This window comes from Aliirhizobium wenxiniae (assembly GCF_014201355.1).
In the GTDB taxonomy this organism is placed as follows: Bacteria; Pseudomonadota; Alphaproteobacteria; order Rhizobiales; family Rhizobiaceae; genus Neorhizobium; species Neorhizobium wenxiniae.
Genome location: NZ_JACHEG010000010.1, coordinates 104,081 through 117,146 on the forward strand (window position 1 = coordinate 104,081; position 13,066 = coordinate 117,146).

The following is a 13,066-nucleotide window of genomic DNA, read 5'->3' on the forward strand; positions in this document are numbered from 1 at the left end:
CTCCGATCACGCGGTGCGAAGGCCGCGATACGACCGTCTCTCGAGGGCTGCGAGCGCAACGAGCGATATTGAGGTGAATAGCAGGTAGACGAACGCCGCGGCCGAATAGAATGTCAGCGGGTCGTGGGTTACCCCGGCTGCGAGGCTTGCCTTGCGCATCAGGTCGTCCAGTCCGACAACCGAGATGAGCGCCGTGTCCTTTAGAAGGGTCAGCCAGAGATTTCCCAGGCCGGGCAGCGCGTAGCGCCACATCTGCGGCAGAATGATGAGAAGCCAGATTGATATTCTCGACAATCCGAGAGCCCGGGCGGCCTCGATTTGTCCAGCCGGGATCGACTGAATGGCCGCCCTGAACACTTCGGTCGCATAAGCACCGAACACGATCGTCAGGGCAAAAACACCTGCTGAAAACGCATCGACCTCGACATAGTGACCGAACAGAGCCGAAAGTGCGGCTGTCCCTCCGAAATACAGGATCAGGATGATGAGAAGTTCCGGAACACCACGCACGATCGTCGTGTAGGCGCCGGCAAATGATCTTATCGCGCGCGAGCTTGCGCGTTTCGCAGCAGCCCCACACAGACCGAGCCCAATGCCGAGGACGAGGCTTGCACCCGCAGTTTGCAATGTCGTAAGCGCGCCGATCGCAATCTGGTCGGCAAATCCTTGCATGTTCATCATGACCGCAAGGCTCCGACATGGGCTGCCAGGAACTTCCTCAACCGCGAGGAGGACGGGTCTTCGAAGAGGGTGTCTGGGCTGCCTTCCTCTTCGACCTGACCCTTATGGAGAAACATGATGCGGTCAGAAACCTGTCTGGCAAAGCCGAGTTCATGCGTCACAACGAGCATTGTCCGACCTTCCTCGGCCAGCGCCCGGATGACCTTGAGGACCTCGCCCACCAGTTCGGGATCGAGCGCTGATGTCGGCTCGTCAAACAACAGGATCTCCGGCTCCATTGCCAGGGTTCGGGCGATGGCGATCCGCTGCTGTTGCCCACCTGAGAGGTGCGACGGAAAGGCATTCCGCCTGTCCGCCAGCCCGACCTTGTCTAACAACGCTTCTGCGCGTTCGATCGCCTCAACCCTGGAGAGGCCAAGAACGTGGAGAGGCCCTTCGATGATGTTGTCGAGAACTGTCTTGTGGGACCAGAGGTTGAATGTTTGGAAGACCATGCCGAGCCGGGCACGAAGCGCATTGATCTGCCTCTGTCCGGCGAGCCCTTCCCGCATCCTCACATGCTGACCTGACACCCAAACCTCGCCGCCGCTAGGCGCCTCCAGAAAGTTCAGGCAACGCAGGAACGTACTTTTCCCTGATCCGCTGCTCCCCAGGATCGAAATAACGTCTCCGCGCCGGGCCGTCAGAGATACGCCTCTGAGAACCTCGACCGGGCCGAACCGTTTCTTGAGATCGATGACACGCAATGCTGGTTGCACGTCCTCGGCGGCCGCGTGAGATACACCGGCACTCTGTTGATTGATCATTTCGCCCCCTCGGCTGTTTTCCCGAGGATGCCGTGGCTCAAGGGCTGCGTGCTAGTTGCAAATTGATAAGGCTGTGGGATCCGATCAGGAAATCACTCGCTAGCCTTGCTGGGCCAGCTCGCCCTGTAGGCGAGCGGGGTCATTCCGACTTCGCGCCGGAAAATGTTGGAGAAGTGGCTGGAATCAGAAAACCCTGAGAAAAGGGCGATTTCGGTGATCGTCATCGCGGTCTGACGCAGATGATCCTTGGCCCGTTCGATCCGACGGCGAATGAGAAACGCATAGGGTGAGCAGCCCGTCGACTGCCTGAACGCCCGACAGAAATGCGGCACGCTGAACCCAGCCATGCTCGCGAGGTCCGTCAGAGAAAGGTTCGTCGTGAGTTGATTTTCGATCCTGTCGATCACGCGATTTAGCAGTGCCGGCGCAAGGCCGCCTTTCTTGGGGGTTTGTGTGTAGCTCCGTTTGCGCATCAGTTGCGCGAATATCGTCGTAACATAACCTTCGATCAGCATAGTACCCGCCGGGTTCCGGTCATCGATTTCTGTCCCGATCGCGCGAGCGGCATTCATGATGATCGGATCCTCGAAACCGAGATCTGGAACAAGCGATGGCAGTACCTGCGTCGGCGACTGCGAGATCAGCTGTGATACGAAAGCCGGATCGACGCTGATCGACAGATAAGCTGCCGTCGCCGCACCGACCTCCCAACCGCTCCAGTGGCAGCCGGCCGGCACGAACAGCAGTGCACCGGGCTTTCTGGGCACGAAACCGGCATTCTTCCCGTCGATGAAATATTCTCCCTCCTCCGAGGCTCCCTTCAAATTGAGAAGAACAAGGTGGCGTTTTGAGTTAAAGGAGGTCTCCTCCTTCTTCAGCCCACTTCGCTCAACGAGATCGGCCCGAGTATTTCGCCATGTCCGGGAGCGGCGGGTAACGGTTCGACACATCCCCTGCTTGAACCCCGATTTCATATCCTGGCTACTGGTGTTCATCCCTTCGTCTCCTCGCTCGAGATACGTGCGCTGGAGAGTTCGATGCCGATGGTTTCGGCCAGCGTTGCGATACGACGCCGCAATTGTGGACTGAGTGCTAGGAGAACATCATTCAGACGCTGTCCCTCAACACTCGACAGGAACGCGAGGTGTTCCTGTTTGTGAGGAGAACCGAACTCACTTTCTATGTCGGCTTCGGGAAGTCCGTCGAACAACCGGCCAACCGGAACGCCGAGGCATAAGGCGATCTGGTGCAGCATCGATGCACTGATCCGATTTTTGGCGTTTTCGTATTTCTGGATCTGCTGGACGCTGACGCCGACTTTGAGTGCAAGTTCGGACTGCGTCATTCGTACTTGCGATCGCAACCGGGCGACCCGATTGCCGACATGCCGATCCGTTGGATGCGGCCCTTCTCGGCGCGCCGGATCCGGCTGCCTTTCTGTCTGCGGGATTTTCCTGTGCTGCATTCTGCACTCCCCGGCCAAGAGAGTTATTCGCGGTGCGTCCCCGCGATAGACTCACTAAACCTCCGAATGATCGGGGAGTTGGAAACCGTCCGAGACAGTCCTGTAGCCTTTAGTTCCGAGGAACCTGGACATACGCCACAGGCTCCCCGACCCGAAAGGTCACGGAGTTTGATGCTGAACCGACCAGCATCAGTCGCTCGGAGGGGTTTCCACACCCCAAGGCAGCACGTACTGCCTCAAAAGTTAAATTAGCCCATAGCAGCCCTTACCGCCAGTGTTTTATGACAAGGGGGCAAGGGAAATAACTCGATTTAGCAGGAACTTAGATAAGGTCGTTGTCATTCGACAGAGCCGGGTTGGTCCCCACGGCCATCATGCTGCGAGCGGAAAACCACGAGAATGATCGCCATGATCGACACAACCGCGGAGAACATCAGGAATACGGTCGAGGGCGCAAATCGATCGCCGCTCAGCGAGACGAACCCGAAGATGATCAGACCGACCGATACACCGGAACAGTGGAAGAGGCCCTTCGCACGCCCCAGCGCACCATGTGGGGCAATCGTCTGCAGGATAACTTCGACCGCCACCCTGCCAAAATTGTAGACCACACCAAGCGCTGCAAAAATCAGAAGCGACCATGGTAGTATCGACAGTTTGACAGAGGCGAACAGGAGAGCTGTAAAGAACAGAATGGCGATGAGAAGGAAACCCTGTTGTGCAAAACGAGCAAGAGGGATGAGGAGAATAGCGCCGATAATAGAGCCGGCCGACCACGCGCTTTCGAGCGCACCGAAGTCGAGCACATCGCCCGACAGCTCATCAAAAACGAAGCCGGGCCCCATGGTGCTGACCAAAAGCCCCCCGCCATAGAGAATGGCGTAAACGGCACCCAGATGGATCAGGCGGAGATCCATTGGCAACTTCACTCGATCTTGCGTTCTTGCCGGCGTAGACGAACCACCATCAGCGACAGCGGCCCAGATAGAGCCCACAGACAGCGCGAATGCAGCCGATATTACAATGAACACCATGGCGGCGGAGGTGATGTGCAGCAAGACTCCCACAAGTATTGCAGCGACAAGCCCTCCTACCTGCATGGAGAAGAATGTCACGGAGTTTGACGTACTGGGTGCAAGATGTTTTCCAACCATCGGAATCATCGCCTGCGACGTCGTCAATGCGATGCGATCACAGCAGGAAAACAGTACCGCAGACCAGCAAATCAACCATGCGGAGCTTGTTAAGGCCATTATCGCCGCCGCCAGGCATCGCACACAATCCGCGACGATGAATACGCGACGGCGATCAAAGCGATCAGATATCCAACCTGCCCCAGGACTAACCAACAATTCGGTCAGGCTGACAGTCGCAAAGAACGCAGCAACTGTGGCACTGCCATCACCAGAAGCGACAAGTATCCAGGCACAGGCGATGGCATAGCCGTTGCGTCCCAATGACGAGACGAAGGTGCTGGCGAGAAACCAGTTGAAACCGCGAGAGCCGAGGCCACGGCTTAAACGGGTATGAATGTTCGCGAAGGGTGCCATTGGCGACGCTTGAAACTACGGTTGTTCGTCCCCGTACCAAACGACCATCACCGCCGCTTTCAATATTCCGCCACATTAGCACAGAAGTGCCAAAAAAACGTCATTGCCGCCAGTAGCGACGATAGTCGAGTGGGCCGGTCCCGAACGCTTTCTTAAAGCTTCTCGTAAGATGACTGGAGCTGCTAAAGCCGCTTTCGAATGCAATGTCGGTGGCGGACATTTCCGTATTCCGCAAGAGATCGGCGGCGTGCTCAACCCTTTGTGCGACAAGATAGGAGTGCGGCGTCTTACCCGTCGATTGCTTGAAGGCTCGGAAGAAGTGTCGTTCACTTAACCCGATCTCCTTTGCCAACTCCTCCAGGCCGAGCGGATCTGCAAACCTTGCCTCCATGATCGCGACCACTCGCTTTAGATCAAAAGCCGACAGACCACCTCGCGCCGGCCCGAGGTCAAGAAGGTGCATTCGAACAAGCCGAACAAACAGCTGGATCGCCTGGCTTTTCACCATGAGGATGCTGACATCGTCGGGGCTGAGAAGTTCAGCGCCAATTCTTTGAAGTGATGCCTCGATTGTCGCGTCCCGAAACCCGACAATCGGCTTCAATCCGCTCAAATGCTCACATCCCAAAGATCGCGCTATGAAGGTACTGTCGATGGTAACAAGCAGATAGGAACCGGTCCGATCACCTTCGTCCCACCCGCTCCATTCACTTCGAGCCGGGACAAATACAATGGACCCCCGATGCCGTGGAGTGAATGTGATCCGCTTGCCCTCGATAAAGTCCTCGCCGGTCCGCGCCTCACCATGTAGATTGATTAGGAAGGCATGGTGTTTTGGTGCGAGCCTTGTTTCCTGGCGTGATAACCCGGTTCGTTTTACCAAATCGGCTTTGACAGGCCCCCAGTCCATATGGTGGTGGACGAGCGTTCGGCGATCGGAACGACGCACTTCATCCGGCTGAAAATCATCCGTCTCAGACAAACTCTGAAAAGCCTCTATGAAAATACTCTTATATGTCAACGACATGAAACCCCATCAGGAGTTGGCACGCAATGGACCTTTAACCGCAGGTTGGGCGATGATGGCACTTTTGTGACAAAACGGCAGTTGGATGAAAGCGCTGACAAGGTGGCAGTCATACCCTCGGGTATCACGCTGACATTCGGACAGGCTCCGCATCCGCTTAACAAACTAAGGGAAGAGCCAACGTCAGCGTGGCACCGCAACGCCAGTTAGTCAGGTGATTTACGATGCACGCTTCAGACGACTTTCTACGAGAATGTGATGACAGCCCCAGGCTGAACGAGTTGGCACGCTTCTTCATGGAAACTGCCGCGGGAAGGAGCGGAATGCCAATCAGGCCACCAATCGCCGACAGGCGGCTTTTGCCAGACGATACCCTTCTCCATCAGTTCATCGATCTTCACGTTCGTCGGCAAGGAAATTTCGACCAGCACTACCACGCAAGTATTCCTTACCGGCTCGAAGAGGAGTGCCGGATGGGACATGCCCTGCTCCGCTATAGCCAGACAATCCCCAGCGAGATGTTTTTCTACAGCCTCGGGACCGCGGAAGGGACAATGGCAAGGGTTGTATCGGAACTCAGCGATGGGAAGGTCCAGTCGCTTGCTTGCAGCCCAAACGAAGAGAACTACAAATGCTTCATGGCGTTCGGCGAGCCGCTCGGAGCAAGCTTTTTCGTTGGCCCTTTTCACCGGTTAACCAAGGAGCACCTGCATTCGCAGAATAGGCTTGAGCGTTTCGCTGTCGGCTTCGACGTCATCCTGGAGGACACAACTTTCCAGATGTACTCACCCAATCGCCGGGATCAGATCGGCTTTGTTAAACAACATCTCAAACCGAACGGCATTTTTCTGTCCGTTGAGAAATTCCGAAGCAACGACGAAAATGCCTATCAGAGCCGAGAAGAACAGAAAAATCTCGGGTTTAAGTCGAACTACTTCGGAACAGATGAGATCGCCAGAAAAACCGAACTCGTCCTCAACACCATGCATGCTTGCGAGGTAACGCTTGCCGAGATGGCGGATGCAGTCAGCCCGCATTTCAAGCATTGTGTCGTAACTTGGAACAGCGGCAATTTCTATGGTCTCGCTGCCAGTAACGATGCTGCCAATCTTGGGCGGTACCTTTCAACAATGGTCCAACCCGCAATACCGGTCGAATATGTCTACGAGCCCAGGCCCTACTGCGACCTTGTGAGCTGGCTCCAACGGCAGCAGACACTGGTCGAGGTTGCCTGACAGACAGCCGTGAACCAAGATCTGGGTCTGGTTACAGACGCTTGAAGACAGCTCGGGGCATCCTTGTGCCATCCGTCATATTGCATCGGCGAGATGAACTCATCCCTACCTACCCATCCAGAGCTGTAAATTCGAGATGCCGGGGTAGGTTAGCGAGCGGGACTATATTTTTAAATTTCTAGAGGCCGAGTTTTGAAAATGACATACAGAGCTGAAGACATTGTGAGGTTTAGGAAGCTTGGATCACGTGGTCTTGTTGTGTTTGAGCGGGACGGCATCCTCCTTAAAACGAAGCGCCTATCCAAAGATCTGGCCGTAAATGACCTCAATCGTCCTCTGATCGTGATGTTGAGACACTTCAGGACCCAAGGAATCCGTTTCGGCTTTCTTTCAAATGATAGGGGTATGGATGCCAACAGTGGTGGGCGGGTCGCCGCATTGGCTTTGATGGACTTGATCGATACCATCTTACGGGTCGATAACGCAGAGCCGGATTTCTGGATGGCAATGCCGTTCTCAAAACCGACATGCAGCCCAAACGCTCGCGAGGCTCGAGATGATGCACGCAGCTCCTTCATGCTCCTGCGCGCAATCGAATGGTACGGGATTGAAAGAGAGCAGGTTATCCTCGTAACCAATTCTTCCGCTCGCACAATAGCGGCGAGTCCGGCTGGCGTGACGACAGTAAAGTTTTCAGCCCTATCGCCGCGGGCAGACGGAACCGCAGACCTGCTCGAAATCCAACGAATGGACAGTGCGGTCAAAGTGTCCTTAGGTCTTTAGATCCGTCGTTACCACCTACGACGGAACAGCCTGGGAGATACCTTCTCGTCAACGGCTGCGCTCGTTGCCTCTGTCCCGAGGGGGACGCAACTTGACTGATTTCGCTTTATTCCGGTCATTGTGAGGCGACCGGTCGTGATCTTGATCCATTGCATTCGAACGTGCGATCCGCGACGCATCCGCCGACCGATCGCTCGAACTTTTGTTGACATTACCAAGCTCAGAAACATGATCGCGCCCACCAGACGACTTCGTGTTAAGGGTTCCTGATTGACGAGGAGCACTGCGGTCGTGGTTTTTCACGACCCGAGAATCGAGCTGAAGGCCGACAACCTTGCCGATGATTTTCGTCGCCTGCTCAAAGATCAGACGGTCTGAAGGGTCGGAGATCTTCGCAGCAACATTCAACGCTGTAGTGGCCAATGTCTGTTTTGCGGCTTTTGCCTGCGCCGCACTGATCGGTGTAGAACGCAGCATGTTGTCTTGTCCTTTCTCTTTAGCGGGATCTCTCCCCTGGTGAATAGCGGTTTCAAGCCGTTGGTGTTCACGCCTTAGCCCGACCGCTAGATCCTGGCTCAGCTCTCGAACTGTACTCGGAGCGCTCCTGTTTCGCCCGAGGCCATCGAGCATTTCAATGATACGCCCTATGGAGTGGCGTGTTTGGTCAACCCTTCGTTTCGCCTCATGCCGACGCGGTTCAGTCGGCCTATCCCATATTTTCGAGACCACTTTGTCGACCACACTAGCTGGAGCTGTCGCCCCCATGCGCTGAAACATCTCCCATTCCCACCGCTTGACAGGAGGCGGAGCAGCACGTTCGATCCGTTTCTGCCTATCAATCGGCATCCCCCGATCACGTGCCTTTTCGGCAAAGTGAACCCGCCATTCCGTGAAGTCGCGTATGTTCGGATTGAGTGTGCGTCCGCCAGCGTTGCGCAGTGCAACGATGACATGCAGATGCGGGTGCTTTTGCATGTCAGTGCGGTTGTGGACAGCATAGGCGTAGCGGTGGCCGGCGAACTGCTCGCGCAGAAAATCGCGGCCCGCAAGGACAAAGCTGTCGCGATCGACATTTGCCGGCCCTGATAAGAGTAGATGCATAAAATCTCGCGGCTGACGTGTCTGCAGAAGCGATCCCACCAACTGACCGTGCTTCGTCAATTCCCGGTGATCAGTTGCAGTCAATTCTCGACGGTCTTTACCCCGCTCGTAACGTCCGCTTTTTCCCGGTCTCTCGACCATCTCGGTTTTCGTTGAGACCGTTACCTCTGCATCCTTGCGCCGCATGGCATGAAGCGCGGCGGTGAAGCCTCTCGGCCCAGACGAAAAATCGGCCGGGTAGCGCGAAATTGGAGCGATCCCTGCGCTCCGCATGGCCATCTCCAGCCGATGGTCGATCACCTGCACGTTATCGATATTAGCGGCAATCCTGTTGACCTGGCTACGATCCGACCTGTCGCTCTTCTCATGCGCGACGACCAGCACGAACTGTAACCGTGTCTGTCCCTTAACTCCGTCGCTCACACTGAACGCATAGGTACGATCCGTGTCACCCTCCCGGTAGAATCCGTCATCGGCAAGCGACCGAAGAACGTCTTTGACTTTTTCTCGATCCTTAACCGCCAGTTCGTAGGTAAGGCGCAGTACATCAACGCTTCCCTTCCGGTTGCCAAACTCCCGCTCCCATGACCGCACCGCTGCGTCGATGTCGGTGACCTCCTGCCCATCCTGATCGCGGGCTTTCTCTTCCTTGCTCTGGTAGGCGAGGATACTCTTTGCAGACCTCGCCCCTGCCCCGTAGGACAACACCTTCACGACGACGGCATTATTGCCGGTTGCGCGGCTGAACGCCGATGCAGCGCCCGCATATTTCACTATCGTCGGCTGCCTACCCGCCGCGCGCGACCCTTTGTTCGCACCGCCACCACCACGCCGACGGTTCTCTTCGTCAATCAGATCGAAATAGCTCGGCAGTCTGCGCTCAGTTGACCTAGACGTCGAGCGGCTGTTGGATCGGTCGTTCATCATGCTTCCTGATAAGATCGGCGATAAAGCTCGATGGGCGGACGAAGCCCGCCACTCGAATTGCATCCAGGGCGGCCATCACCTCCCGTAATCCCTCCATGATCGCTTCACTCGCTGCGAACCCGTCGCCGTCCAGCAGAAGATCTTCGTTTCGGAACGCAAGCTCGCGCAGGAATTGATGCATGTTCGCGAGCTGCCGGTCGTGCTCCTCAAGCATCGCCGGGATCCGCGTGACCTCGCGTGTCACGATTAACTTCGCGACGATGTTGCTGGACACATCGAGCCGCTTTGCGAGCCGATCGAGATTGCCGAGAACGGGTCCGGGCAAACGGAACATGATGGCCGGTTCTCGCATCAGTCTCAAAGCCCCCGCGCCCTCAAGGCTTCCAAGATGAGCCGATGGGTTGCCGCAGATAGTTGCTCATGCTGCTCAAGCGACACCTGGAAAATTTTCGTCAGGACCTCGTCTTCTAGATAGAGAGAAATTCGCTTTCTTCTGGCAACGTCTCTGATCGTCTCCGTTGACGTTTTGGTCACCGCTTCCTCACGGCGATGACGCGCTCTGTTCGCGGCGATGTCAGCCGTCGCGAGCTTCTCAATATCAGCAGGACGCTCCCCTGGGCTTTGTTGATCGGGCAACCACGTATCGAGGTCGATATTGGTCGGCATGTAGGAGGTCGCAGCGTCATCATCTGCTTTCGTCTGTTCGTCTCTGGTCCGCGATAGCGCAAGGATGTTTCCTGCTGGCGTCCGTTCTCGTGACATGGAGCTAGGCCGCCTCCGTCTGGAGCAGACCTATGAACTCGTTATTGATCCGCTTCACCAGATCGATAGCATCGAGAACACTTTCGGAGGCGCGGCGCTTGGCGGATGGAGCCAGAGCAGGATTGTTTTCTATGGTGGCCAATTTGGAATAAAGGGAACCGAAGCCGGCACCGACGTCACTGAAATGGTTCCTTTTGCGGACGACGGTTTCAACTATGCGGATCTTACCACTGCTCAGAATTGCATGTACCTCCGGAAGTGAACGGTTATGCTTCAGCGCAATCATGTCGACATAGTTCCAGATCGCGGCAAAGGGGATTGGTCCCGCTGCTCGTTTCTTCGAGATCTCCGTCAGGATCGTTGCGACCTTTATGGCCGATGTCGCCGCGGTCGGTTCGGGAATGATCGGGATTAGGACAGCGTCGCATTCATGATAGACCTCGATCGCCCGCTGATGGACATAGCCACCGACGTCATAGATACGGATGTCGGCTTCGGGCCCCTCGGCGAGACGCTCGTGGAAGCGATCGCCGGGTGCGACGCGCAAATGGAGCAATGTGCCGTCGGTCGGTAGAAGACCACGCTTCATCGAGACATTGTACCATCGTGTCGATGACTCTTGCTCGTCGCAATCGACGAGAAGCGTGCGATGTCCCTGATGTGCGAACTCAGCTGCGAGATTAACGTTGAGCGTAGACTTTCCCGCTCCTCCCTTGAAGGTCGAGATTGCCAATGAGAGTGGTTTGACTGCCATGATATTCCTCAATCCGACGTAGGTGATGTGCCGCGGTCAAAAATCCCAATACGACGGCGCCGGCTCATGAAGGTCACCGAGTGGTCCGCTAACTTTGGCGCGTCGTTCATTCTGTTGACGTGAGAGCATCACTGACATTTGCACCTCTTCATCAAGCTCACGCTGACTTTTCACAGGCGGTGAACCCGGCCAACCCGCCAGAATGGGCAGGCAAAGCAGCGTGAAACTCATGATCGTGGCTGCCTTGAACAATGGCGAATGAGCATAGAGATCTGAAGCCGATTGCCAGAGCGCCAGAGTCCACTCTGGAGGAAGGAAGGCATAGGAAAATGCCAGGACGCCCCAAAAGGTGATGAAACATGCCGGCATCAGAAAAAAGGGCGCTACGACCGCAAGATATGCAAGCAGAATGAGGAACCAGACTGCTCGAATCATAAACTTTGCGATCTTGAGGGCTGTGCTCAATGCCGCCATCCGCCTTCCTCCTTCCATTCATATGAGTGATTGTCACAAATTACACCGAATTTTTGACTTTCACCAGACTTGCACTGCAGTATAATTTTGTGCATTGTCGTCGCAGCAAATAGTTGACGGATGCGAGCATGAGACATGACGCATGGCGGCTATATCGCCCTGTTCTAATGGTACTTTCTGGTTTGGGGACCACGCTCTTCGACGTCACTCGAGCGGCAAGCGTGCAAGAAGTCATAGGGGCCGATCAGCGCGCCTATGCTGCAGGAACCGATTTGATCCTGTTGCCTCAGTCTTCGCTTGATACCACATCGATCGCCAAAGCTGTTGATCTTCAGAGCGTGACAGCTGCAGGGGTATTGAGCGGGAGCGTGTCTCTCGCCACCAATGCAACTTTTATCAGGACTGCCTGTGCACAGGCCCGCCAGACAGCTGCGGGCATCCAACTCGGCCATACGTGGGCGGTGTGCTTGACAGTCTCACCTGCTGCAATGATTTCCCTGCTCAACAAGGCTGGGCGCCATTCTGGAAGTGCGTTTCCGTGCCACAAGTTCAGTCGAACCCGGGGAACGACTGCCGCGCACGGCAGCGAATACATTTTTTCGGAAAATGGAACCGTTCAGTCGATGACCGAGAAAATGATCGGCAGAGGTATAGCGTCTTCGGCGCGGGACGGTGACGGTGACGGTCGCACCGCTTTTGTGAGCTACGCACGCACCGAAGATGGGGCACGCTGGGCCAAAGCCGGCATTTGGCAGAACCGATCCGTCCAATACCCATACGGTGAGCGATATCGCTCCCAGCATTTAACCATCTGATGTGGAGGAGAAACGTGATGTTTATTTCCACGATTTTTGCATCCGGCTTGTACGTGAGCCTCTACATGTCGGAGCGGATCATACCAACCGGTGGCCATTCCTCGCTGGTCCACACTCCTTTGATTATTCGAAGTCAGGCAGAGCAGGATGATGCAACCTCGTCGGCAGTTACAATGTCTAATACCGCCTTCACTCCATTCCCAGCCAGCGCGCAATTCGAGGCAGGTGACGCCTGGGTTTCAGGCGGACGTCGCTATCGTCTTTACGGTATTCAGGCTTGTCTAAGGGGAACCCTCATCACGGATGCGAATGGAATGGCTCGCGATTGCGGCGAGCTGAATGTTATCATGATCCAGGCGATTATCAGGGACACAAAGCCTGTCTGCCAAGAAGTGACAGACATCGACCAGAACAACGTCGTGGTCGTTTGCCAGACCACAACCGGTGAACGCAGATACGATCTCGCAACCTACCTTATCGCCCAAGGGTGGGGATTTGCGGCGATGAACGACCAAGGTCAACTTATCGTTCCTGGCTACAGAATTGCCGAGGATAGCGCCCGGTCCGCTCGCGCGGGCCTGTGGGCCTCATCCGACCTACCCCATCCTGTTTCAGTCCTGCAGCAGCAGGGAGGTAACCGCCGATGAAGGCTCCTTCCAGACTTCTATTCGCCCTGCTCCTCTTAC

The 13,066-nt window shown here is 55.8% G+C and carries 15 protein-coding genes; 4 read left to right on the forward strand and 11 right to left on the reverse strand.

The features are described from left to right. Positions 1-6: 6 nt before the first annotated feature. The 6 genes from HNQ72_RS26695 to HNQ72_RS26720 all read right to left on the reverse strand — a co-directional run bounded on the left by HNQ72_RS26695 (position 7) and on the right by HNQ72_RS26720 (position 5,529). Positions 7-681, reverse strand: a complete 675-nt coding sequence (locus HNQ72_RS26695; protein ID WP_183997039.1) for an ABC transporter permease — start codon at positions 679-681, stop codon at positions 7-9. Beyond that, on the reverse strand, positions 678-1,487 hold the full coding sequence (locus HNQ72_RS26700) for an ABC transporter ATP-binding protein (RefSeq protein ID WP_183997041.1): 810 nt from the start codon (positions 1,485-1,487) through the stop codon (positions 678-680). Before HNQ72_RS26700 ends, HNQ72_RS26695 begins: the two co-directional genes overlap by 4 nt. Before the next feature lie 92 nt (positions 1,488-1,579). After that, on the reverse strand, positions 1,580-2,482 hold the full coding sequence (locus HNQ72_RS26705; RefSeq protein ID WP_183997043.1) for a helix-turn-helix domain-containing protein: 903 nt from the start codon (positions 2,480-2,482) through the stop codon (positions 1,580-1,582). Beyond that, positions 2,479-2,832 carry a helix-turn-helix domain-containing protein gene (locus HNQ72_RS26710; protein WP_183997044.1) on the reverse strand — a complete coding sequence of 118 codons (354 nt, stop codon included), beginning with the start codon at positions 2,830-2,832 and terminating at the stop codon, positions 2,479-2,481. The genes HNQ72_RS26705 and HNQ72_RS26710 overlap by 4 nt, the downstream gene beginning before the upstream one ends. Positions 2,833-3,290: 458 nt before the next feature. Beyond that, on the reverse strand, positions 3,291-4,502 hold the full coding sequence (locus HNQ72_RS26715) for an MFS transporter (protein WP_183997046.1): 1,212 nt from the start codon (positions 4,500-4,502) through the stop codon (positions 3,291-3,293). A 100-nt stretch (positions 4,503-4,602) separates the two neighbouring features. After that, complete coding sequence (locus HNQ72_RS26720; protein ID WP_183997048.1) at positions 4,603-5,529, reverse strand: AraC family transcriptional regulator; 927 nt, start codon at positions 5,527-5,529, stop codon at positions 4,603-4,605. Between the two features lie 224 nt (positions 5,530-5,753). Here HNQ72_RS26720 and HNQ72_RS26725 point away from each other — a divergent pair, with 224 nt between their 5' ends. Continuing rightward, entirely contained in the window at positions 5,754-6,764 is a 1,011-nt protein-coding gene (locus HNQ72_RS26725) for a class I SAM-dependent methyltransferase (RefSeq protein WP_183997050.1), read from the forward strand. Positions 6,765-6,962: 198 nt separating this feature from the next. Further along, positions 6,963-7,547, forward strand: a complete 585-nt coding sequence (locus HNQ72_RS26730; RefSeq protein WP_183997052.1) for an HAD family hydrolase — start codon at positions 6,963-6,965, stop codon at positions 7,545-7,547. A 48-nt stretch (positions 7,548-7,595) separates the two neighbouring features. On the opposite strand, the gene HNQ72_RS26735 is transcribed toward HNQ72_RS26730, so the two are convergent. From HNQ72_RS26735 to HNQ72_RS26755, 5 genes are all read right to left on the reverse strand, one after another. Further along, positions 7,596-9,572: a relaxase/mobilization nuclease domain-containing protein gene (locus HNQ72_RS26735; protein WP_183997054.1), complete on the reverse strand. Its 1,977-nt coding sequence runs from the start codon at positions 9,570-9,572 to the stop codon at positions 7,596-7,598. Then, positions 9,538-9,909 carry a hypothetical protein gene (locus HNQ72_RS26740; RefSeq protein ID WP_244654572.1) on the reverse strand — a complete coding sequence of 124 codons (372 nt, stop codon included), beginning with the start codon at positions 9,907-9,909 and terminating at the stop codon, positions 9,538-9,540. Before HNQ72_RS26740 ends, HNQ72_RS26735 begins: the two co-directional genes overlap by 35 nt. 23 nt (positions 9,910-9,932) lie before the next feature. Continuing rightward, positions 9,933-10,241, reverse strand: coding sequence for a hypothetical protein (locus HNQ72_RS26745; RefSeq protein ID WP_244654571.1), 309 nt, complete (start codon positions 10,239-10,241; stop codon positions 9,933-9,935). A 100-nt stretch (positions 10,242-10,341) separates the two neighbouring features. Then, positions 10,342-11,091: a ParA family protein gene (locus tag HNQ72_RS26750; RefSeq protein ID WP_183997060.1), complete on the reverse strand. Its 750-nt coding sequence runs from the start codon at positions 11,089-11,091 to the stop codon at positions 10,342-10,344. Between the two features lie 36 nt (positions 11,092-11,127). Beyond that, positions 11,128-11,565 (reverse strand): hypothetical protein, encoded by a 438-nt coding sequence (locus HNQ72_RS26755; protein ID WP_183997062.1) that lies wholly within the window; start codon positions 11,563-11,565, stop codon positions 11,128-11,130. A gap of 128 nt (positions 11,566-11,693) precedes the next feature. Between HNQ72_RS26755 and HNQ72_RS26760 the strand changes: the two genes are divergently transcribed. Together HNQ72_RS26760 and HNQ72_RS26765 are read left to right on the forward strand one after the other, a co-directional pair. Next, positions 11,694-12,380, forward strand: a complete 687-nt coding sequence (locus tag HNQ72_RS26760; RefSeq protein WP_183997063.1) for a nuclease — start codon at positions 11,694-11,696, stop codon at positions 12,378-12,380. A 17-nt stretch (positions 12,381-12,397) separates the two neighbouring features. After that, on the forward strand, positions 12,398-13,027 hold the full coding sequence (locus HNQ72_RS26765) for a thermonuclease family protein (protein ID WP_183997065.1): 630 nt from the start codon (positions 12,398-12,400) through the stop codon (positions 13,025-13,027). Positions 13,028-13,066 lie beyond the last annotated feature (39 nt).